This is a genomic window from Streptomyces sp. NPDC096136, from assembly GCF_044763325.1.
Lineage (GTDB): Bacteria > Actinomycetota > Actinomycetes > Streptomycetales > Streptomycetaceae > Streptomyces.
Window position 1 is genome coordinate 56779 of record NZ_JBIWFZ010000022.1, and the last position, 21944, is coordinate 78722.

The 21944-nt window shown below is 70.6% G+C and carries 16 protein-coding genes; 8 read left to right on the forward strand and 8 right to left on the reverse strand.

What is annotated here, in order from left to right:
* Positions 1-885 precede the first annotated feature (885 nt).
* From ACIRBY_RS32085 to ACIRBY_RS32100, 4 genes are all read left to right on the forward strand, one after another.
* Positions 886-1851: a hypothetical protein gene (locus tag ACIRBY_RS32085; protein WP_403907304.1), complete on the forward strand. Its 966-nt coding sequence runs from the start codon at positions 886-888 to the stop codon at positions 1849-1851.
* Positions 1852-2070: 219 nt separating this feature from the next.
* A complete protein-coding gene (locus ACIRBY_RS32090) occupies positions 2071-2706 on the forward strand; it encodes a hypothetical protein (protein ID WP_403907307.1) in 636 nt (211 codons plus the stop codon).
* Positions 2707-2782: 76 nt separating this feature from the next.
* Positions 2783-4246 carry a hypothetical protein gene (locus ACIRBY_RS32095; protein WP_403907310.1) on the forward strand — a complete coding sequence of 488 codons (1464 nt, stop codon included), beginning with the start codon at positions 2783-2785 and terminating at the stop codon, positions 4244-4246.
* Between the two features lie 118 nt (positions 4247-4364).
* Entirely contained in the window at positions 4365-4550 is a 186-nt protein-coding gene (locus tag ACIRBY_RS32100; RefSeq protein WP_403907313.1) for a hypothetical protein, read from the forward strand.
* 172 nt (positions 4551-4722) lie between these two features.
* On the opposite strand, the gene ACIRBY_RS32105 is transcribed toward ACIRBY_RS32100, so the two are convergent.
* Positions 4723-4926 (reverse strand): hypothetical protein, encoded by a 204-nt coding sequence (locus ACIRBY_RS32105; RefSeq protein ID WP_403907316.1) that lies wholly within the window; start codon positions 4924-4926, stop codon positions 4723-4725.
* Positions 4927-5204: 278 nt separating this feature from the next.
* Here ACIRBY_RS32105 and ACIRBY_RS32110 point away from each other — a divergent pair, with 278 nt between their 5' ends.
* The 4 genes from ACIRBY_RS32110 to ACIRBY_RS32125 all read left to right on the forward strand — a co-directional run bounded on the left by ACIRBY_RS32110 (position 5205) and on the right by ACIRBY_RS32125 (position 7897).
* Complete coding sequence (locus tag ACIRBY_RS32110; protein WP_403907319.1) at positions 5205-5390, forward strand: hypothetical protein; 186 nt, start codon at positions 5205-5207, stop codon at positions 5388-5390.
* A 440-nt stretch (positions 5391-5830) separates the two neighbouring features.
* Positions 5831-6133, forward strand: coding sequence for a hypothetical protein (locus ACIRBY_RS32115; RefSeq protein ID WP_403907321.1), 303 nt, complete (start codon positions 5831-5833; stop codon positions 6131-6133).
* A 124-nt stretch (positions 6134-6257) separates the two neighbouring features.
* Positions 6258-7157 carry a hypothetical protein gene (locus tag ACIRBY_RS32120; protein WP_403907323.1) on the forward strand — a complete coding sequence of 300 codons (900 nt, stop codon included), beginning with the start codon at positions 6258-6260 and terminating at the stop codon, positions 7155-7157.
* A 119-nt stretch (positions 7158-7276) separates the two neighbouring features.
* Positions 7277-7897 carry a GNAT family N-acetyltransferase gene (locus tag ACIRBY_RS32125; RefSeq protein WP_403907326.1) on the forward strand — a complete coding sequence of 207 codons (621 nt, stop codon included), beginning with the start codon at positions 7277-7279 and terminating at the stop codon, positions 7895-7897.
* 21 nt (positions 7898-7918) lie between these two features.
* Here ACIRBY_RS32125 and ACIRBY_RS32130 read toward each other — a convergent pair whose 3' ends face one another.
* The 7 genes from ACIRBY_RS32130 to ACIRBY_RS32160 all read right to left on the reverse strand — a co-directional run bounded on the left by ACIRBY_RS32130 (position 7919) and on the right by ACIRBY_RS32160 (position 21375).
* Entirely contained in the window at positions 7919-8887 is a 969-nt protein-coding gene (locus ACIRBY_RS32130) for a thioesterase II family protein (RefSeq protein ID WP_403907328.1), read from the reverse strand.
* A complete protein-coding gene (locus ACIRBY_RS32135; protein WP_403907331.1) occupies positions 8884-15120 on the reverse strand; it encodes an SDR family NAD(P)-dependent oxidoreductase in 6237 nt (2078 codons plus the stop codon). Before ACIRBY_RS32135 ends, ACIRBY_RS32130 begins: the two co-directional genes overlap by 4 nt.
* Positions 15121-15222: 102 nt before the next feature.
* Entirely contained in the window at positions 15223-15771 is a 549-nt protein-coding gene (locus ACIRBY_RS32140; protein ID WP_403907334.1) for an EF-hand domain-containing protein, read from the reverse strand.
* A gap of 683 nt (positions 15772-16454) precedes the next feature.
* The gene (locus ACIRBY_RS32145) at positions 16455-16796 is read right to left on the reverse strand and encodes a hypothetical protein (protein WP_403907337.1); all 342 of its coding nucleotides are present in this window, start codon (positions 16794-16796) and stop codon (positions 16455-16457) included.
* 582 nt (positions 16797-17378) lie between these two features.
* On the reverse strand, positions 17379-18638 hold the full coding sequence (locus tag ACIRBY_RS32150) for a cytochrome P450 (protein WP_403907339.1): 1260 nt from the start codon (positions 18636-18638) through the stop codon (positions 17379-17381).
* Positions 18635-19819 carry a sulfotransferase family protein gene (locus tag ACIRBY_RS32155; RefSeq protein ID WP_403907342.1) on the reverse strand — a complete coding sequence of 395 codons (1185 nt, stop codon included), beginning with the start codon at positions 19817-19819 and terminating at the stop codon, positions 18635-18637. The genes ACIRBY_RS32150 and ACIRBY_RS32155 overlap by 4 nt, the downstream gene beginning before the upstream one ends.
* Entirely contained in the window at positions 19816-21375 is a 1560-nt protein-coding gene (locus ACIRBY_RS32160; RefSeq protein WP_403907345.1) for a pyridoxal phosphate-dependent decarboxylase family protein, read from the reverse strand. Before ACIRBY_RS32160 ends, ACIRBY_RS32155 begins: the two co-directional genes overlap by 4 nt.
* Positions 21376-21944: the final 569 nt, after the last annotated feature.

The following is a 21944-nucleotide window of genomic DNA, read 5'->3' on the forward strand; positions in this document are numbered from 1 at the left end:
GCCACACATCCACACACGGGGAGCACACGAAGCACCCCCAGCGCATCCACCCCTCCCACGCGCCCCACCCCATCTCCGGGCGGTGAGCTATTCAGCCGCTGATGAGTTCGGCATGGTGGGTTGTCTGTTGCCAATCAGGGGGGCATCTGCGGTGAGGGAAGGTTCTACTCCCGCTTCAACGGCACAGCCGGCTTTGAGACCGAGGTGGGCACGTGGCCACGGCTGGCGTGGTGCCGCCCCGAACGGCTCAGCTCGGCGGCCTGGACCGGCATCGAGGCGTCGGTCGCCGTGCACGGGATGCCGCGCCCGGAATGGTTCGCCGGTTCCCAATGGCACGACCCGGCCCGGGGCGTGGTGTGGCGGGTCGACGAGATGAGCCTCGCCGCCTCGCCGTCCATCTCCCCGGCCGGCAGCGTCGACCGCGACCCGGGGCTACCGCCCACCTGGTGGGTGGAGTTGCGACGCCCTGGTCGCGCTGGCCGGGCACCCTACGGAGCGGGTCTGTCTCGGCCAAGACCATCTGACCGGACGAATCCGAGAGGCATACGGCGACCAGGTCGATACGACCGTCACCGAGTGGGCATGTGCCCATGGGGACTCCTCGAGCCCCGCCCGGCGCCGCACCCGCGCCACCAGGCCCTGCTGGATGCTTTCGAACCCCTAGGTGCGTCGTGCACTGTCGCGGTCGGCAAGCCACACGGAGCCAGGGTGTGACCTGAGGCCTCAGTCCTCACCGAACGCCTCAGCCCTCACCGAACAGCGCGGCGAGCCCCGATCCCCACCCGCGCCGGTCAGGCGCCCCAGTGGTGATCTTGGTCGGCCGATCGGGTGGTTGGGCCATGCACGGGTTCCGGTGGTCGGCCTCGCTGCGCCACGCTGCTCGCCATGATCAAAGTCGAGCAGTTGCGTCAGCCCGCGGTCCGTCGTTTCGTCGACAGCCTCAACGCGCGGGACGAGAAGGCCTTCGCCGAGGCCGTCGCCGGACAGTTCGCCTACACCTGCGGGGAGGAGGCGGGGGGCGCCGCGGAGTTCTTCACGGCGCACACGCGGTTCGTGGTGACCGAGCAGAGCGAAGACGGCCACACCCTGACCGGCGTCATGAGCAAGTCGGGCGAGGTGGTCCCGGCGCAGTGGACGCTCGTCCCGCGGGCCTTCAAGGACGTGTTCAAGGTGGTGGTGGCCACCGATATCGAGTTCCCGCAGGGCGCCTTCGGTGAAGCCCTGTTCCACATCGACTCCCCCGAGGGCGGCGTGAGGACCCCGGAGGGCACCCTGCGCCGGATGGAGCTGGGCAGTCACTCCTACGTGCACAGCTGGACGCGCGGCGCGCTGGGCAAGTTCGACTGGATCAACACCGGCACGAAGGCCGATGCGGACGTGTACAAGTCCTTCCACAGCCCCGCCGACGGCGACCAGGTCGACAAGGTCACCTCGAGCAAGGTGACCTCGCGCCTGGCGGTGGACCTCGGCTGGGACGGCGGCTATCAGCAGGCCACCGTCCACTTCCATGCCAAGCCGTACTACGCGGAGCCGCTGGCCTGGCGTGAGGAACACATGCGCATGGTCGACGGGTCCGTCCCGACCATCACCGCGACCCTGACCCTGACCGGCCCGCCTACCCTGACCGCTCCCGACAGGAAGGCGGTCCACACCGAGCAGATCACGGTCAAGGGCACCATGCCCCCCTACCTCCTCGACTTCACCCGTACCTTCCCGCTCAACGGCCTCCCGCTGGGCACCTACACGCTGACCCTGGCCGACGCCGTCAAGACGGGCGGCTACCGGTCCAGTACCGCCAACACCGCCGTCCGCCTCAAGGACCACACGATCGACTTCCGCGTCGGCGCCTGACCGGGGCAGGTTGATTGATCATGTGGGTGACGTGTGAACCGGCCGGTCTTCAGGCGTCACCATGCTCGCAATCCCCATCAATTCAACCCATACAGAAAATATAGGTAGATGTTTCCAGCCAGCGCGCGTACCAGCCGGAAACGTCTCCTTGCGGTGCGTTTCGGATGATGTCGATCATGGGGTGATTCCGCATCCGCAACCCGTACAGGGGGTTTCGCCGTGCCCGATGTCAGCATCGACCTGCCGATCAGCTTCGAGGTTCCGACCGCGTTCACCGACATCGACTTCAAGCTGTCGGCGGAGGCGAACACGGACAAGCTGATCAAGCAACTCAGCACGGTCGACCCCAGGCCATCCGACACCGAGATGGCCCACGCGGTCCTGGCGCAGCAGACCATGTACGAGCTGCTGTCCGCCGCGGGGGCCGTCTACGCCGGAACGCTCTTGTACGGGCCGACGGAGGAGGAGCCCAAGGAGAGGCTGTCCTCGGTGATCCTGACGGTGACCGCCCGGCCGGCGGAGCTGTCGAACGAGCAGACGGTGCACCGGCTGGCCCGCACGATGGGTGCCATCTACCCCGAAGCAGAGGTCGGCGTCGTCGTGCTGGAGTCCGGTCCGGCCGTCCTGCTGACCGAGGAGCGGAAGGTGGAGAGGCCGGTCAATCTCCTCGCCGAAGGCGGCGGGCCCACCATCGTCCGCCAGCTCCACGCCTTCGTCCCGATCCCGGGCCGGCTGGCCATGGCGGATTTCGCGATCGCCACGGAGAACCTCGACCACTGGGATTCCTGCGTCGAGATCCTCGCCGAGGTCTGCCGCACCATCACCTTCCCCGAGGCCGGCGTGAGCGCGGCCTGAGGCCGCGGGAGCCGCACCCCTTGTCCGCAGGACCGCCCCCGGCCCGTCCCGGGCCGGACGACTCACGGAGAACATGATGAAGATCGAATACATGCCCGCGTTCGGAGAATGCCTCGGATACCGGGGCTCCGGCTCCAGCGACTTCCCGGGGTTCGAGCCGGGGAGGGACAAGATCATCAGGGCTGTGCACTCCGAGCTGAACATGTACACCGGCAACGAACAGGACGCGCTGAAGATCTGGGGCTGGGATCCCGAGGCCCTCACGAACGTCGAGCGCTACCGCATCGACCAGCTCCTGCGCATGTTCGTCTTCCAGGAGGGCCAGATCCTCGACGCGTTCCGCCGCTTGAGCAACGAGTTCCAGGAGTACCTGGATTCCGACGAGAAGGTGGCGAAGCAGGCGCACGACTTCGTCGAGGCACTGCCCCGCCTCACGCAGGAGGCCGCCGCGCGGAAGACCCGGAAGGAAGACAAGACCGGCGAAGACGCCGGCGCCTCCGCCGGGCCGTCCGGCCACCGGTTCGATGACGGCAGCGTCGAGGGAGTGATGTCGTGGCACCACCCGGACATCGCCCGCGACATCGGTCCCCTCCGCAGCCTGGCGATGGGCGGCCGCAGCTTCGAGGGGACCTACTGGCGTCTGAAGGACTGCGGCTACCCCCGGGAGTACATCGAGGACCAGCGGCTCTACGACCTGATCGACACGGCCCTCGCGATCCAGGCGGAATTCCAGTCGCAGTGTCTGCTCACCGACCGGGAGTTCACCCGGATCATCGAGACCCGCGGTGCCGAGTTCGATTGGCTCAAGGCCGAAGCCGCCCGGAAAGCCGCGGAAGCCGCCCGGAAGGCCGCCGAACAGGCGCGCGTCAGCTACTGGGCACTGTTCGGGGACATCCTCGGCATCGTCTCCGCCGTCTCCGGCATGCTGGCTCTCATCCCCGTGCTCACCCCGATCTGCGGCCCCGTCGCCGCGGTCACCGCGATCGCCGCCCTGGGCGCCCACGCCGTGGACGCCGTGATGAAGGGCGACTGGGACGCGGGCACCGTCGTCGGCCTCGTTGCCGACGTCTTCGCCGCCCTGCCCGGTGCCGTAGTGGTCGCCAAGAGCCTCAAGGCCGGAACGGCCGTCACGAAGACCATCGGCTCCGGCGCCAAGTTCGCCACGAAAGCCTCGGTCGGCGTCCGGCGCGCCGGCCTCAGGTTCCTCGCCGAGACCGGTGGCGCCGGGGCGTCCGACGCCACCAAGGTCTTCAACTACCTCGGCACCAAGGGCGCCGGGGTCTTCAGCGCGTCCGAAAAGGCCGGGAAGATCACCGGCAAGGCCCTCCAGGGCTCCGTCAACCTCTCCACCCAGATCCCCCTCGTCGTCGAAATGGCCACCGGCGTCGACATGACCCGGGGAAAGGACACCGCCACCAAGGCGGCCCTCACCGCGAACTACGGCCAGACCATCGGGAGTTGGGGCCCAGTTGGCACTGCGATCGAAAAGGCGGGAACCGTTTCCCTCGCCGTGTTCGCCGTGGTCATCGGCCGACGCTGAACCAGCCCCCACCCCTGCTCGCCGCCCCGGCCCGAGGGCGGCGAGCCGCGGGACCCGGAACACCCCGCGGCTTCCCCGCCCCCTTGCTTCCCCGGCCACCAGCACCGCAGGAGCACTCTTGGCAACCGACGGTGACCGACAGGCCGCCACCCGCACCGCCCTCGTCAAAGCCGGCCTCGCCGCCGCCGGCGCCGCCTTCTTCGTCATCGCCCTCTCCTGGCCCGCACCGTGGGCCTACGCGGTCGGAGCCGTCCTCCTCGCCGGTTCCGTCCTCGCCGGGCGTCACACGAAGAAGCGTCCTTGACCCCTCTGCGGATGTCACCGAAAGGCCCACTCGGCCTGACCGTGCGCAGGCCGGTCCTGATCCCGGACCACCCCAGAACCTGACGCTCACCACCAGTGAGGTGTCCCGACCTCACCGGCAGGGTTTCCGGCCTGCCGTGAAAAGCGGCTTCCTGGACTTCGGGCACTGTTGATCAGCTTCCGGTCATTTGCTCCACGGTCCTGGCCCAGGGCTGGATGCGCTCGGCCGCCTCCGTGTAGCCCAGGTCGGCCATGGCGCGGGCGGCCTGCAGCCGCTCGGCGGTGATCATCTCGTTGATCGCGGGGAGCGGCTCGGCGGCGGTCGTGTGGAGCGAGGGGTGCCGGGCCAGGCGCCGGTAGGCGTCGTCGGCGTACACGTCGGCGATCAGGCGGATCCGGTCCGGGCCGAGCAGGTTGCAGACCCCGCGGGCGTACGTCGGCGTCAGCCGCCAGATGCCCGCCGGTCATGTTCACCTTGGTGCCGCCGGTGACCGGGTAGGCCGACGTGTTGGTGTGCGGCGGGATGCGCAGCCGGTGGCGCTCCACCTGGTCGAGCTCGTCGTAGTCGCGGTGCTCCCACAGGAAGGCGTTGGCCTCCAACCGGGCGAGCCGCACCCACATGTACTTCAGACCCAGCTCGGCCAGGAGGGCAGCGGTGGCCGGCATCTGTGCCAGCAGGTCCGTCGGCCTGGCCGCGCAGTCGCCGATCGTCACGTCGGCCGCGTCCCCGGAGGCGTTCATCAGCGAGGTCGTCCACCAGCCCCCCGACTGGCAGGCGCCGTACCCCGCCTTCCAGGGGGCCTGGGCCGTCAGGGCCTCGTGGCGCATCCGCTCCAGCTGAGCGGAGTCCACGGCGTCCAACTGGGCGATCTCCCGGCCAGAGCGGTCAGAGTTTCCATCGGTTCCCTCTCGTTCCCGGCCCGCCGAGCAGCGGACGGGTGTGCGCGTGGTGGTGGATGGGTTGATCGAGTCGGGCTGCTGATCCAGCTGTCGATCTCACGCTTCGCGGTCAGAGCCACACGCAAAGCGAAGTGCGTTCAGCATGGGGGTGGGCGCCGAGGCATGGATACGACATCACTGCCGACATGGAGCCGCCCTCGTCGAGGGGGCGACGCGCCGGAGGATGACGGCCTACGTCATGACTGCCGTCATGGCTGCCGTCATCTGAGCCGCAGAGCAGTCGAGCGGGTTTCCCGCTGATCGGCCGTGGCTATCGTCAGACCAGGCGAACGGGGACGGAGAGGATCTGCGGTGGCTGAAACTCCCACGCTCTTACGGGTCTTGACGCTGCAGCGGCACTGGCAGGTGTACGAGACCTTCCGCCTCCGGTTCGAAGCGACCGCGCACACGGTTGCGGTGGAGCAGAACGACCGCCGGCTTCAGGGCTTGTCGGTCTCCAAGCGGCAGTTCGAGCGCTGGTACGGCGGTGCAGTCAAGACCCGCCCCTACCCGGACCAGTGCCGAGTGCTGGAGGCCATGTTCGGCGTGGGCGTTGGCCTCCTCCTGGCTCCCGCACCGGGCGCTTCCTTGCCGGCGCCTGCGGTCGAACCCCCGCTCGTCGTCCCGCCTGATGGCGATATTTGAGATTTTGAGATCCTCATCAGTCCTTCTCCCCACCGAGCAGACAGCGGCACTGCCTGCTGGTGGCCCGTTCAGCAGCGAGTCCCGCTTTGACGCGGGCACCACGGAATTGGAGAGGCAGGTCGCGATGGCGGCACGTCGTGCGCTCAGGTTCACCGCTCTGGCGGAGGGCAGCAGCGTCGGCCCGGAGACCCTGGGCCAGATCCATGACGAAGTTCGACGGCTCACCGTCGCCTACCCCTGGCTCGCGTTGCCGACCTTGCTCGGCGATCTGGTCGAGGTGCAGGACCTCACGTTCCGGCTGCTGGAGCACGGCCGGGTCAAGCCCCTGCAGGCCCGTGACCTCTACCTGCTCGCCGGCATCACCTCCGGCATGCTCGCAAAGGCCAGCCATGACCTGGGCAACCCGAACGCCGCGATGATGCAGGCCCGTACCGCCTTCGTCTGCGCCGACAACGCAGACCACCACGCGATGCGCGCCTGGGTCTGCTCCCTGCAGTCGCTCATTTCGTATGGGGCCGGGCGCCCTTCCGAGGCCGCCGAATACGCCACCCTCGGTCTCGGTGCGGCAGGCAACGTCCGCGGCACCACCAGCGTCTGGCTCGCCTGTCTCTCCGCCCGCGCTTACGCTCTTGTCGGCGACGGCGAGGCCACCCGGGCCGCCATCCAGCAGGCCGAGGAAGCCCGCGCGGCCGCCGAGCCCGACGACCTCGACGCCTTCGGCGGCATCATGACCTTCCCGGTACCCCGCCAGCTGTACTACGTCGCCGAGGTCACCGTGCACCTCGGCGAGGACCCGGCGCTCGGCGAGAGCCAGTCCGAGGCGGCGGTCGCCGCGTACCGCAGCGCCGCGGAGGACGAGTGGGCCTTCGGTGACGAGGCGGGCGCGCAGGCCGACCTCGCCCGAATCGCCCGCGGCGAGATCGAGGGCGCCATCGAAGCGGTCCAGCCCGTGCTCGACCTCCCCATCGAGCAGCGGAACTTCGGCATCACCAGCAGCGCCCAGCGAGTACACGCCGCCCAGTAGGCCAAAGGTCGGCGAAGCCGAGGCGCGGCGGCGGCCAGCCTCCGCGAGGAGATCGAAGTCTTCACGGCCACCCCGACGTCCGTCCTCGTCCGGTGACCCCGCAGGTAGGCTCCGCAGGCATGACCCCAGTCCACTTGGCCGGCCCCCGCCTGGCACTGCGCGAAGTCGAACCTCAGGACACCGCCGCCCTCCTGGCCATCTACGGCGACCCCGAGGCCACCCGGCACCTCAGCTTCGAGCCCCGCACCCGCGACCAAGTCCAGGCGATCGTCGACCGGTCCATCGGCTCCGCGAAGGACGCTCCCAGGACCGAGTACTGCCTGGCCATTACCCCGCGGGGCGAACACCGGCTGATCGGCTACGCGCGCCTCGCGACCGAACCGCAGCAGGCGGCGACCATCGGGTTCGCCCTGAACCCGGGGGAGTGGGGCAAGGGCCTCGGTACGGAGACCGTCCACCTGCTGTGCTCACTCGGCTTCAAGGCCCTCGGCCTGCATCGCATATGGGCCGCGCGCTCGCCGCTCAACGTGGCATCCGCGCACACCCTCCTGCGGGCCGGTATGACCGAGGACGGGCGGATCCGCGATCACGTCTTCGTGCACGGGGCCTGGCGGGACTCGATCACCTACTCGATCCTGGAGCACGAGTGGACATCGGTCGGCGCCCTCGAACTGAGCACGGGAGACGATGCCTCGGTACCCGTGCCCCCATCTGCCGCTGACAGCGGACAGGAGCGGTGAGCCAGTGCTGACCGAGCAAGGCTAATTGCACCACCTGGTGCTCCCCGGCATCGCCGAGTTCGCTCGCGGCGGTCTGCCCGAGCCGCCGACCACCGACGACGGTAACGGGGGGCACGTGTCCGTGCTCGTAGCTCGTACTTGTCGCTGATCGACTCCAGGACGGAGATTCGGCTTCTCCACCGCTCCATGTCTGCCTTGGGAAGCTGGAGTAACCTCCCACGAACCGGGTTCTCCGGCTCCCCACGGGGGGCACGTGTCGATGTCGTTCGCAAGATCCTCAATAACGGTGCGCAGCTGCTTGGCGATGTAGAAGTGGTCGCCCTCGTAGTGGTGTGCCGTACAGGTGGCGGATGTCCAGTTGTGCCAGCCGAGCATCTCGGTGGGCGGGGCGATGAGATCGGCGGTGGCGGCGAAGGTCGAGACGGGCTGCTCCATCGCAGTGGGCGGGCGTCGGCCGAGTGCTTGGTAGAGGCGGGCGTCGGCCCGGATGAGCCGGATGAAGGCGGTCATGGCCTGTTGGTCGTGGTCGAGTTCGCCGGGGATGGCGCCGGCGCCCAGGCGGCGGTACGCCTCGTCGGGGTTGGCGAGCAGCGCGGGGAGGGTGTCTTCCCAGTACGGGTGGTCGGGTGCGGGGATGGCGGAGATTCCGAGCCGGCGGGGAGGTCGGCCGGCACGGGCGAGGGCTCGTGCGGTTTCGAAGGCGTAGATGCCGCCGCTGGAATGCCCGAAGAATGCCGTCGGCCGGTCGTCCTGAGTGGCGGCGAGAGTGCGGGCCGTCATTCTGGTGAGCCGGGTGAGGTCGCTGATGGGCTGTTCACGTGTTCGGGAGCCGCGCCCCGGCGGCTGGACCGCCCACACGTCTGCCTTGGGCCGGTATGGCGTGCCGAGGGCGCGGGCGTAGAAACTCGGCTGGCCGCCCGCGTGCGGGAAGACGACGACGCGGAGCGGGGCCTGCGGGGCGGGGGCGATGTTCACGAGCCAGTCGTTCATCGGGCAGGCTCCTTGGACAGTGCGGCCAGCAGCCGGTTCGACAGGTCGGTGACGCTCCGGCTGGAGATGATCTCCAGCACCGGGAAGTGGACGTCGAAGGTCTGGTGGAGCCGGACCGACAGTGCCGTGGCCAGCAGGGAGTCGATGCCGAGCCGGTCGAGGGGGATGTCGGTGGCAATCCGGTCCGGGGGGATGTCGGTGACGGCGGTGATCATCGAGCTGATCGTTTCGGTGGCGAGTGTACGTCGGTGCTCTGGTGGGGCCGCCGCGATCTCCTGGACCAGGGTGGTGCCCCGGGCGGAGCCGGGTTCCGTGCCGGGCCGGGCGAAGCGGGTGGACGAGCAGCCGGGGAACATCGCCGCCAGACGGGTCCAGTCGGCTCGGGCGATGACGAGGTGCGGGCTGTCCGCGTGTGCGACGAGGGCGTGGCCGAGAGCGTGCAGTGCTTCCTGGGGGGCGATCGGTTCGAGTCCGAGCCCGGTCAGGGACTCGGTGAGGCCGTCGCGTGCGACGACGCCGAGGCCAGCGACGGGGCCCCAGCCGACGGCAAGGGCCGGCAGTCCGAGGCGGTGCCGGTCGGTGGCGACCGATTCCAGGTGGAGATTGGCGGCCCCATAAGCGCTTTGGAGCCGGTTGCCGATCAGCGCGGCGATTGAGGAGTAGAGGACGAAGTGGTCGAGGTCCATGCCCCGGGTGAGGTGGTCGAGCAGGGTCGCGCCCTGGACTTTTGGGGCGAGTACGGCGGCGAACCGTTCGGGGGTGAGGTCCCGCAAAGAAGCGTCGTCGTAATGCGCGGCACAGTGGAAGACGCCCTTGAGCCCGCGGGGGGCCCGTGAAGCCGCCTGTACGGCGGCTTCCATGGCGGCGGGGTCGGTTGCGTCGGCGGTGAGGACCGTGCTGCCGGCGGGGAGGGGGTCCCTCGCGGTCCCGGTCCGTCCGGTGACCACGATGTGCCCCGCGCCCAGTTCGTGGAGCCAGCGCGCCGTCGCGGCGCCGAATCCGGCGGTGCCGCCGGTGACGAGGTAGCCGCCTTCCGGGTCGAAGGCAGGCAGAGACCGTGTGGGCCCGGGTGCCGCAGTGAGGTCGACGACGAGCTTGCCGGTGTGTGCGGACCTCTTCAGCAGAGTGAACGCGGCATCCGACTCGCCCGGGGGGAAGACCTGGTGGGGCAGACGGGGGATGGCGCCGTCGGCTGTCAGCGAGGCGACCTGTGCCAGTACCTCCCGGGTCGTGTGGGGGCGGCGTTCGATGAGCTGGGCGAGGTCGACGGAGAAGTAGGAGAGGGTGTTCAGGAAAGGGTGCAGCCTCAGGTGCCCGTCCGCGTACAGGTCCCTTTTGCCGAGTTCGACGAACCGTCCGTCGGGGGCGAGGAGTTCGAGGGCTGCGGCGGCGGCCTCTCCGGTGAGGGAGTTGAGGACCACGTCCACACCGCGGCCGCCGGTGACCGCCCGGACGTGGTCGGCGAAGGCTAATGTGCGGGAGTCGAACGCGTGCCACGCTCCGAGGGACCGAGCAATGCTCCGCTTCTCCTCTGTCCCGGCCAGGGCGATCACCCGCGCCCCGGCACGGGTGGCGAGAGCCAGGGCGGCCTGCCCGACGCCGCCGGCTGCCGCGGGCAGCAGCAGGGTCTCTCCCGGAGCCAGCCGTGCCAGAACGTCAAGGCCGTAGTAGGCGGTGGCGTACGCCAGGGGCAGGGCGGCCGCCTCGGTGAACGTCAGGCCGTCGGGCATCGCGACCGTGGCCGATGCCTGTGCCACGGTGTGGGTGGCCATTGACCCCGGTGCGATCGCGATCACCTTTTGACCGGGGGCGAAGTCTGTTACCCCGGCCCCCACGGCGGCGATCACGCCCGCGCACTCCTGGCCGAACAGCGGTGAGCCGTCCGTGTCTCCGCCACGCCGGTCGATCTGACCGTGCTCCGCACGCATCAGACCGGTGGAGAGCATGACGTCCTTGTAATTCAGCCCGGCGGCCCGCACCTCGATGAGGGTCTGCCCCGGGCCTGGTACTGGCCGAGTGATCTGTTCCCAGGCCAGGACGGGCGTCATGGCGGTCTCGGCGACCCGCAGGACCGTTGCGTGTTCGCCCATGCGGGGTCGGGGAAGGGGCTTGCTCCGCAGCGGAGGTGACGGCACCGCCGCGAGCCTGGTCACGGTGACTCGCTCGTTCTCCACCTGGAACTCGTCATCCCCGTGCGGTGGGGCGGTGAGCAGGTTGACGATGGTCCGGGCGGTCTGCGGACCGTCCGTGGCCGAGATGCGGCGTACGGTGTGCGGTTCTTCGTTCGCCACGGTCCGTGCGGTGCCCCAGGCCGCCGCGCCGACGATGCGGCCGGTGGTGATCAGCCAGACGTCGAGGACGTGTCCCGGAACAGAGAGGACCAGGTCGCGGATGAGTTGTCCGGCGCGGACGGCCTCGTCCAGGGGGTCGCCCACCGGGTCGTCTCCCAGGACGAGGGCCACGGCCGCCGTGCCAGGGTCCGGCAGGCTCCAGCCCGATCGTGCGGGAACGACCGGTCCGGCGTGCAGTGCGTCGGCGATCCGGCCGGCCAGCGCCGCTCCAGTGGCATCGGCGGCGACAGCCCAATTCCCACCGCTCGGTGCCGGGGTGAGAGCCGTTGCCGTTGCGTGCGGCTGCTCTACGATCCTCCACAGGGCAGTCCGGGGCCGCTGGGCGCTTTCGAGCAGTTGGACCCGCAGGCCGTCCATCGTGCAGAAGACTTCCCCATCGGTGCCGGCCAGGGTGACGTCCCAAACTGCCTCCCGCCGTCCTGCCGAACGGGTGCGCACATGGATCACCCCATACTCCGGCGGCGGGGCCCACACGGTGACCGTCCCGAACTCCACCGGAACGAACAGCGCGTCACCGCTGCGGACCCGCTCCAGCAAGGGGGACCCCGCGTGCACCATCGCATCGAGCAGAGCGGGGTGTGCCACGTATCCGTTGGACCGGTGCCGGGCTTGGGCCGCGACCGCCGCTGGCAGCGCGTAGTTTCCGAGAAGCTCACCCGCGTGTAGCCGTACCCGGGTCAGTGAGCGGAAGGTCGGCCCGTAGTCGGTGCCGGCCCGGGAGGTCATGGCGTAGAACTCCGGTCCGGTGAGCCCCTTTCCGGGCGTGAGCCGTGCCGAGACGTCCGGAAGGTCCAGTGGCTGCGGGCGGTCACCCGTTACGGTGCGGACCCTCGCGCGGGCGTGCTCCTTCCAGTGCCTGTGCTGCTCGGTCCGTGGCCGGGAGGAGACGGTGACCAGGCCGTCCCGCAGGTCCGTGGACAGGTCGGTCAGGGTCTGCTCCGCCGGGTCGAACGTCAGCGCTGACGTGACGGTCATCCCGTCGACGCGTAGCGGACCGTCCTGGCCGGTCCTGGCCAGAGCGGCCAGGGCGAGTTCCAGATAGGCCGCGCCGGGCATTGTCACCGCGCCGCCGACCCGGTGATCGAGCAGCCACGGCACACGGGAGGGTTCGACCGCACCGGACCACAAGGGGGCGGGCACCGGGACGCGCTCGCCGAGGAGCGGGTGTGCGAGAACTCCGTCGCCGGGCCCCCCGCTCCACCACGAGGGCTCACCGGTCCAGTGCCGCTCCCGCTGCCAGGGATACGAGGGCAGGTCGACCACCTGCCCGGGTACGGGGAACCAGGAGTCGGCCATCGGGGCTCCGAAGGCGATGACCGCCGCGGCGACCCCGTCGAGGTCCGCGGGTTCCGCGCGCGTCAGCGTGGCCAGGGGCAGCGCGCCGGAACCTTGCCGGAGGTAGCCCTTGAGGACGGGGTGCGGGCCGATCTCCACGAGGAGCGTGGTGCCCGCCTCGCGCATGGACTCGACCGCCGGGGCGAAGAGGACAGGGTGGCGGATGTTCCGCCACCAGTACCCGGCGTCCATGGGAGCGTCGAGCAGGCCGCCGGCCACGGTGGACCAGAACGGGATCTCCCCCTCGCGCTCCTGGACCCCGTTGAGCCCCGTCGTGATCTCGTTGTATACGGGGTCCATCGCCGCGCTGTGGAAGGCGTAGTCGAGCGGCAGGGAGCGGAAGAACACCCCCTCGGCGGTGAGTTTCTCGCCGATCCGCCGCAGCGCCTCGGCGTCCCCGGCGAACGTGACGTCAGTGGGGGAGTTCACCGCGGCGAGCTCGACCCTCCCGCCGGCCTCGGCCACAATGCGGCGCGCGGTGCTCTCGCCGACAGCGGCGGCCGCCATCACGCCGGTACCTGCCGTCCGTCCCTGTGCGGCGCTGCGGACCGCCACGATCCGGCAGGCCGATTCGAGATCGAGCTTCCCGGCCGCCCAGGCGGCCGCGATCTCCCCGACACTGTGCCCCACCACCGCGCCAGGTCGGACCCCGCGTGCGGCCAGCGCGGCGCAGATTCCCACCTGGACGGCGAACAGCAGTGGCTGCGCTACCTCGGTGCGTCCCAGGTCGTAGGTTCCGGAGGCCAGTGCGTCGGAGACCTTCCAGCCGAGCATCGGCGACAGCACACGGCACACATCACGCGCCGCCGTGGCGAAGGCGTCGTCGCCGTCGGGTGCCATCATGTCCCGAGCCATGCCCTGCCATTGCGAGCCGTTGCCTGAGAACACGAAGGCGATGACGCCTCCGGCAGCGGAGGCGCGACCGGTCGCCGCTCCCGCCGCGGTGTCCCCCGAGGCGATCCGGTACAGCTTGTCCGCGGCCTCGGCCGCGCTGGAGGCCACTACGACGCAGCGGTGCTCGTGGCGTGCACGTCGCATTGAAGTGTGGGCCACGTCGTGCAAGGAGCCGGTGTCTTCGGACAGCAGCCGGTCCGCCATGGCCCAGCAGGCCTCAGCCAGCGCCTCAGGTGTCCGGGCGGAGATCAGCACCGGCAGCTTCCCAGTGCTCTCAGGCGCAGAGCCCTGCCCGGCTCGCGGCTGCATTCGCCCGCCGTCGAGTCGCCGGGCCAGGATCACGTGCGCGTTCGCGCCACCGATCCCGAAGGAGTTGACCCCGGCTGCGACGAGCGGACCGTCGTACTCGATCGGTGTGGTGGTGTCGACCGGCGTGAGGCCCAGCGCGTCGAAGTCGATCCCCGGATTGAGCGGCCGGGTATGCAGAGAGGGCGGGATCTGCTCCTTCTGGAGCACGAGCAGGGCCTTGAGGAGTCCTGCCATGCCTGAGGCGCACTCCAGATGGCCCAGATTGGTCTTCACCGACCCGATCGGGAGCTTCCGGCCCGCCCGGCGTCTGGTGCCGAGGGCCTTCCCGATGGCCTGGCACTCGACCGGGTCTCCGACCGGGGTGCCGGTGCCGTGACACTCGAGGTAGACCAGCTCGTCGGGGCTGATTCCGGAGGAGGCGTAGACCTGGCGGAGGAGTTTGCGCTGTGCGGTGACGGACGGCTGGGTGAGCCCGCCGGGGGAGGAGGCGCCGTCGGTGTTCACCCCGGAGCCGGCGACCACTGCGAGGACCCGGTCGCCGTCGGCCAGTGCGTCACTCAGCCGCTTGAGCAGGACGACCCCGCCCCCCTCGGCCCGTACGAACCCGTCCGCCCGGGCGGAGAACGCCCGGCACCGTCCCGTCGGTGACAGGAGCCCTGCCTTGGAGAACCCCAAGTAGTCGGCCGGGTTCAGCAGCATGCCCACGGCCGCCGCCAAGGCGATCGGCACCTCGCCACGGGAGACCGCACTTGCCGCCTCGTGCACCGCCACCAAGGCTGAGGAGCAGGCGGTGTCGATTGCCTGAGAAGGGCCGCGCCAGTCCAGCAGGAAGGAGATCCTGTTCGCGGTGTGCGCGCTGATGGTACCCAGCATCGAGTGCGCGTCGACGACTTCGGGGCGCGCCGACAGCAACTCCCAGTAGCCGCGTGTGGAAACCCCGGCGTACACGGCGCCGTCGGTGCCGGCCAGTTGGGCCGGATCGATGGCGGCGTGGTCGAACGCCTCCACCGTCAGCTCCATGAGCAGGCGCTGCTGTGGGTCCAACTGGGCTGCCTCGCGTGGCGAGATGCCGAAGTGTGCGGCGTCGAAGCCGGCGATGTCGTCCAGGAACCCGCCGGCCGCCGTGTAGCTCAGCCCGGGCCGCGCCGGGGCGCCGGTCCACGACGCGGGGTCGAACCTGTCCTCTGGTACCCGGGTGACCAGATCACGGCCGGCGAACAGCGCGCCGGACAGTGCCGCAGGGCCGTCGATCCCGCCGGGGAGGCGGCAGGCGACGCCGACGATCGCGGCAGCGGACTCAGGCCAGTACTCGTTCTGCAACCGGACACCGTGCAAGGCGGTCACCACCGAAGGCCAAGGGGAAGGGACTGAAGGGCCGCCCACCAGGGCGCAGCCGGTACACGGCGCGTCCCCGCACCGACCGGTACGGGGACGCGCCAGGTGGGTTCAGAGACGGCCGAAGATGTGGTTCGCCGCCGAGTCGGGCTCCTCGTCGTAGAAGAACGACAGGAGCATCTCGTGCCAGCTTTCGCGCGTCATCCCATCGCGTGCCGCGGGTACGAGCGTGCGGTATGTGGCGGCGGCCTCCTCCGAGGGGATTCCGCACGCGGCGCCCATGAGACGGACGTACTCCTTCTCGTCCACCTCCCCGCTGCCGTCCGCGTCGCAGAGGTCGAAGTACGCGTTGGCCGAAGGCCGGATCGACTCGGCATACGCTGCGCGGTCCGTCGCCAGCGACTTCTCCAGGGCGTCGACGAACTCCTCAGGAGAGACCTCGCCGTCTCCGTTCACGTCCATCGGAGCGATCAAGTCGTCCCAGATCTTCAGCGTCGCAGCCCTGGTCTCCTCCGCCTGCCGCGAGTCGGCCGCCAGTCCGAGCGCATCGACGTACCGGGTCGCGACGAGTTCGAAGTCCCCACGGGTGAGGGCACCGCTGCCGTCCGCATCGATCGCGGTGAAATAGCGCCTGAGCTTCCGTTGCCGGATGGTCTCCATCCCGGCCTCCCGTCATGTCACTTCATGCATTGATCTCGTCGCTATGAGTGATATCAGGGAGTTGGCTCTTGGGTGACGCTGATCTGTCGCCTGGGGGAACGAATCGGCCGCTTCGGGATTGACGTTGCTGCCCACTCGCGGCTGCGTGTCTGCGTGCCGCCCCGGGTGTGGCAGTGTCGGTGGTGCGGGCGGGCGTGAGCGACGGCGTTGGCGAGCTCGAGGTTTCCGGAGATGCCTCGTCGACCATGGAACGCTCGACCTCCTCGGGTGATCGGACCGGCGGTGTCGCGTGGGAGAGTGGGTGGCGTGCATCCCTTCCCGGGGCGGCCATCCGAGACATCCGTGACCGCACGAGCGCTGAATGCCGGCTCGAGGGCCAGTAGCGTGGCGTAAGTGTTCCGCCGGCGGCCGCCCTCACTAGGTCAGCACCGCCAACGCGGACGACGTGCACGCAGACTTAGAAGAACCCGAGCTTCTTCGGCGAGTAGCTGACCAGGACGTTCTTCGTCTCCTGGTGGTACAGCAGTCACACCGGCACTGACCTGCGAAAATGCGTGCCTGACGGTTCGATGGCGGTGTGCTGGACCGGGAATGGTCCGGATCTTGCCCGTGCCGTCGTGGCCGGTCCGCGGGGCGGTTTCGTGGTCCGCACTGCGGGAGCCTTTGCACCCGTCCGCGTGTTTTCACTCTTCGCCGGCACGAATCACCTGCCTCACCTCCGCCGCGCGGCGGGACTCCTCCGTGGCCCACCGCCTTTCCCGATCGATCCGCTCTGCCTTGTCCTCGTCCTGGTGCAGGAGCGCCTGGACGCCCGCAGTTCCCGCGTCGGCTACGCCCATGGCCGCGAACGTGTCCCGGACCGCAGGGCTCCAGAGGCCGACGTCACGGATGCAGGGGACCAGTCGAGCGAAGAGTGCCCTTCTAAAGTTGTGCAGGATCACCGAGTTGTCCACTGCTTCCAGTACCTCGTCGGAGCCGAGACCGAGGTGCTCCAGGACGTCCTGGCCGCTGAGCCGTTCGCGCATGAGCCATAGGCCCTGGATGACGAACTCTTCCCGTTCGCCGAGCTCCGCGCTGGTCAGCTCCCACGCCAGCAGCGCGTGCTGACAGCAACGCTCGGCCGGCCTGCCGTCAGCCTCTCCGACGCCCTCACTGCCGACTGACCCGCTACTCGAAGCGGGCTCATGAAACAGCCCCTGGCAGCACAACCGGCTCCGACACGGTGCGCGCCGTTCGGGTCCTGCCCGTCGACGGCGTGCCCGCGCCCCTACCATCTCGGAGGCTCGGTTCCGGCGGGGACTGCGCTGGACGCCTTGCCGGTGCCGGTGAAGCCGCGGGAGCGGCCTCGGCCAGGTTCCACGGGCGCTCGCTGGCTTTGTCAACTGAGCTCTGACCTACGGAGCCAGCTCGCCGCGCACCAGGCGGTCGCGGCGGTCAACCTGCCTCAGCCCGCTCCCCGTCACGCCCCCGGCCGTCGGCGTGGCGTCGGTGTCATTGCGGAACTGCTCATCGACGGCGTTGCCCGCGTTCTCAGAGCTTGTGCCCGACGGCTCCCCACCGGCGGCGCCGCTCGCGGTGCTCCCCGATCAGGGGCGCACCGGCATCGGCTACCGGCCCTGAGATTCGGGCTGGGCGGATCGCGGGGCGTGGGTGTGGACGGGCAGGCGGTTGACTCCGCCGATCAGGGATCCGCCGGCGAAGGAGAGGGCGGTGGCGGGCTCCGCGAGTCGCAGGAGCGGTGCGCGGTCGGCGAGTGCGCCGAGCGCGGTCCGTAGTTCCAGCAGTGCCAGGTCTGCGCCGATGCAGCGGTGGGGGCCGTGTCCGAAGGCGAGGTGGGGGCCCGGTGAGCGGGTGATGTCGAAGCTGTCGGGCCGGGCGAAGACGGCGGGGTCGCGGCCGGCGTGCGCGTGGGACGGGACGACCGCTTCCCCGGCCTTGATCGTGGTTGCTTGGAAGGTCACGTCCGCCACGGCCAGGCGGGGTAGTCCGACGTCGGCGATGGTGTCGAAGCGGAGGATCTCCTCGATGGCCGGTCGAAGGAGTGTCCGGTCCGTGCGGAGGGCCTGCCACTGGTCCGGGTGGGCGAGCAGGGCCAGGACGCCGTTGGTGACGGTGGCGGCTGTGGTGGCGTGTCCGGCTACGAACAGGTTGACGGCGGTGGCAAGGAGTTCCGCGCGACTGAGGTGTCCGGCGGTGTGCGCGGTCCGGAGCCGGTGGAGCAGCCCGCCCGGGACGAGTGCGTCGGCGGCCCGCGGGGAGAAGAGCAGTCGGTCGTAGTGGGCGCGCAGTGCCTCGTGGCCGGCTCGGGCCTGCTGTGGCGGCAGCGAGGTGAGCGAGAGCTTGCGCCGTGCCCACTCGGCCAGCGGGGCACGGTGTGCGGAGCTCACTCCGAGGACGTCGCACACGACCGCATCGGCCAGCGGGAGGGCGAATGCGGCGTGCAGGTCGACCGGTTCGGGGCCCGACCCGGCGGCCAGGAGCTCGTCCAGCAGGCGGTGCACGTGGGCGTCCACCGCAGGGGCGAGGCGATCGACAGAGTCGCGGCGAAACGCCGGGGCGCAGAGCCGGCGGACGCGGGTGTGGTCCGGGGGGTCGAGGCCGAGCAGGCTGGGCTCGTCGAGGTCCGCCAGGGTCCACCGGGGGCCGCCGGGGGTGGTGAGCATGGCCCGGCGGCTGAAGCGGCGGTCGGTCAGGACGCGGACGACGTCGGCGCGACGGACCGCGAGATGGGCGGGATCGCCACTGGGAAGGGTGACTGCGGCCAGGCCCGGGAGGGACAGGAGCTCGGTGTGCGGCATGGGCGACATACAGTGGTCGCGGTCGAACGGATAGGGCAGCCGGCCGGGGTGCGGGGCGGCCGTCGTCATGGTGCTTCCTGCGGATCGCGGGGTGCGGGACGTGTTCCGGCGGGCGGCAGGCCGCAGGCCGCGCGGGGATGAACGTGATCGGGACGCGGGTTGCCCGAGAGGTGGTCGTGCCAGCGCCGGCGCAGGGCGTCGCCCGCGGTCAGTCCCAGCCAGTCGAGCACGCGCCGGGCGGTGCCGTCGGGGTCGGCCACCAGGTCGGTGAAGGAGACCGTCAGACAGCGGTCGGCGACGGACGGGTCTGTGGTGAAGGCGTACATCCTCGACAGGGCGGCGTGCGTGGCGGCGGTCATGTCCCGGCCGATCTCGATGGTGTCGACGGCATCGCTGCGTTTGCGGCGGGCCGCGGACACCAGGCCGCAGACGGAGCCGATCGCCTCATCGAGGTCGCGTTCGAGGACGATGAACCGCGCGCCGGTGTGAACGCGGTCGAGGGCGGGCAGGTGCCACAGGTGGGAGGGGCTCTTCAGGAGGAGCCGGGAACCGGCCGGGGCCGGGCGCCGGGCGAGGATGTGGGCGAGCTGGGCCCGGTGGAGCGCGTAAGCGGCCGTCAGATCCTGTGTGGCGAGCCAGGCGGCGTAGCTGGGGACCCGGTAGCTGATCAGCCCGAGGACGCTGTTGCGGAAGTCCGTGTTCATGAGGTGCTCGCACTCCTCCGGCTCGTTCGCCCCGGTGGGGTGGATGCGGGCCAGGTCGGGTGCGGTCCCCGTCAGGTCGGCCACGTGCCGCTCGGCGTCCGCGACCAGGTCCCCCACGCCGGCTCCCGGCGGGGTGATCGGCTCCAGCAGCTCCCACAGGCGCGGTGCCCGCAGCGTCGGGTGGTGGGCGAGGAGCCTGTGCAGCAGGGTGCTGCCTGTCCGTGGCAGGCCGATCAGGACGACGGGGGGCTCCTGCCGCATTGGGGGCACGGGCATCGCGTGCAGCCGCAGCCGGGTGCGGAGCGCGCGCAGCAGGGTGTCGCGCGCCTCGGCCCGGCCGGCCGGGCTGAGCCGGGCCTCGGTTTCCAGGGCCGAGACGAGAAGGTTCAGGGCCGCTCTGTGACCGGGCGCTCCGAAGTCCGCCAGACCGGTGAGGCGTACCGCCTCGGCCCGCAGCTCTTCGCCGTCGAGACGCTCGGTGTGTGTCGTCCCGCCACCGCCCCCGTTCCCGCAGGGTCCGGGGCGCGGCGCCGGCCCCGTGTTCACGGCGCGCCTCCCGGCTGCTGCGGGGCTGCGGTTCGAGCGGTCCACAGTTCGGCGATCCGGTCGACGACGGCGCGGAGCCCGTCGCGCTGTACGCGCGGGTTGATCATGCAGAGCCTGAAGACCCTGCGGCCGGCCACGGTCACGCCGACGACCATGGCCCGGCCCTCGGACCGCAGGTCGCGGCAGACCTCGTCCACCTTCGCGTCGGCGTCCTCCGGGCGCGGGAAGGGCCCGGAGGCGGGCAGCAGGCCCCGGAAGGTGACAACGGCCAGAGACGGTCCGGTCACCACCTCCAGGCAGGGCCGGGAGGCGATGTACCCGGCGATGTCGTCGGCCATGGTCAAGCCCCGCTCCACGGCGGCGCGGAAGGCCTCCGCACCGAACACCTTCAGCGACAGCCACAGGCGCAGCGCCCGGAACTCCCGCGTCTGCTCCACCCCCCATTGGAGGTAGTCCGCTTCGCCCTCGTCGTGACCGATGGCGCCCGCTTCCAGGTAGCCGGGGAGCCCCACGCCGAACGCTCGTTCCAGGTGCGTGGGGTCGCGCAGCAGCACGCATCCGGTCCCGGCGGGCTGGAACAGCCATTTGTGCGGATCGACGCTCACCGAATCCGCCGCGTCCAGTCCCGCCATCAGGCGGCGGCCGCGCCCGGTCAGCGCTGCGGCGGCGCCGAACGCGCCGTCCACGTGGAGCCACAGCCCCTCGTCGCGGCAGAAGGCGGCCAGTTCGGGAAGCGGGTCGACGTCACCGGTGGCCGTGGTACCCGCGTTGGCCACCACGAGGAAGGACCGCAGCCCGTCACGGCGGTCCTCGGCCACCTGCCGGGCGAGATCGTGCAACGGGATCCGGCGGTGCGCGTCCCCGGCCAGGACCCGGAGCCGGTCTTCTCCGATGCCCAGGACGTGCAGGGCCCGGGGGACGGACAGGTGGGTCTGGTCGGAGAAGTAGGCGGTGGCGCCGCGGGCCTCGGTCCCCACGAGCGCGTCGCGCGCCGCGGTCAGTGCGGTCAGGTTGGCGGCCGATCCGCCCGACACGAACAACCCGGACGTGCCGGGGGCCAGACCCAGCAACTCGGCGAGCCAGCGGATGGTGGCCGACTCGATCGCGCTGGAGACCTTCCCGGTGAAGCGCCATCCGGTCGGGACCGCGAACCCGGCGGCCAGTGCCGATCCCAGCACGCCGGTGACGGTCCCCGGCGCGGGCACGAACGCGAGGAAGTCCGGATGGTCCGGGTGCGCGTTGCCCTCGCGCAGCAGCCGCCCCACGTCGTCCACCAGCGTGAGCGGATCGTCCGCGGGGGCGTCGGGCAAGGGCTCGCAGCGCAGCCGGGCCGCTTCGCCGGCTGCACCCGGCGACGCCGTCGCAGAGCCGTGGTGCCCGGCGGCGAGATGTTCCGACACGATCTCCCAGACCCGGTGCCCCAGAGCCCTCACCGACTCCGGCGGCAACGCCAGGGCGGCGTTCCCCGGTTCGCCCCGGGCCGGCGTTGCGCTGTGCCGCGGGTCCAGCCAGCCGTCCGGTGCACACTCCTCACCCACGTCACCGATGGTGTTCATGGAGTCACACTGTGGTGCTTCGGCGGGGAGCCTGGCAAGTTACCCCCTCCCGACCGCCTCGCCGGCGCCCGGTGACTGCTCCCAGGTCCACGGCAGCGGCCGGGTCACGGGAGCGGCTGGTCGGTGCGGGCTGCGGCCAGGACGGTGACCCGACTGGATCGGCGCCGCGTTTCCGCTGGCCAGCGGTCGCTGACGGGATCCGTCTACTCCTCCTGGCGCTGCTTCAACAGCTCCTCGCATTTCCGGTCCGCGTTCCGCTGGGCGTGCGCGACGTTGCCGGGGAGCCAGGCCGTCGGCTTCTCCGTGTCCTCCACCGAGCACGGCTGAGCCTTCCCCGCATGGCCGGCCCCAACAGCAGCCACACCGGCGACGCCCCGGCCCGCGACCCGTCCCCCCACGGCTCCGCCTGCACCACCATGCTCCCCCTGTACCCTCCCGCGGCCGACGGCTCCTGCGGACGGGTTTCCTCGCTCCGCCCTGCGGCCTTGTCTCGAACATGATCCACATCCGGCGGCCGCTGGAGCAACCACCGGATGACGGACCGCCGGCCGGGCGGCTTTGTCCGAAGT

Bases quoted from the DNA above. Each gene is read 5' to 3' on its own strand.
- ACIRBY_RS32140 (WP_403907334.1), bottom strand. From the start codon at position 15,771: ATGGAGACCATCCGGCAACGGAAGCTCAGGCGCTATTTCACCGCGATC.
- ACIRBY_RS32095 (WP_403907310.1), top strand. From the start codon at position 2,783: ATGAAGATCGAATACATGCCCGCGTTCGGAGAATGCCTCGGATACCGG.
- ACIRBY_RS32125 (WP_403907326.1), top strand. From the start codon at position 7,277: ATGACCCCAGTCCACTTGGCCGGCCCCCGCCTGGCACTGCGCGAAGTC.
- ACIRBY_RS32150 (WP_403907339.1), bottom strand. From the start codon at position 18,638: ATGACGACGGCCGCCCCGCACCCCGGCCGGCTGCCCTATCCGTTCGAC.
- ACIRBY_RS32160 (WP_403907345.1), bottom strand. From the start codon at position 21,375: ATGAACACCATCGGTGACGTGGGTGAGGAGTGTGCACCGGACGGCTGG.
- ACIRBY_RS32130 (WP_403907328.1), bottom strand. From the start codon at position 8,887: ATGAACGACTGGCTCGTGAACATCGCCCCCGCCCCGCAGGCCCCGCTC.
- ACIRBY_RS32085 (WP_403907304.1), top strand. From the start codon at position 886: ATGATCAAAGTCGAGCAGTTGCGTCAGCCCGCGGTCCGTCGTTTCGTC.
- ACIRBY_RS32145 (WP_403907337.1), bottom strand. From the start codon at position 16,796: ATGCGCGAACGGCTCAGCGGCCAGGACGTCCTGGAGCACCTCGGTCTC.
- ACIRBY_RS32120 (WP_403907323.1), top strand. From the start codon at position 6,258: ATGGCGGCACGTCGTGCGCTCAGGTTCACCGCTCTGGCGGAGGGCAGC.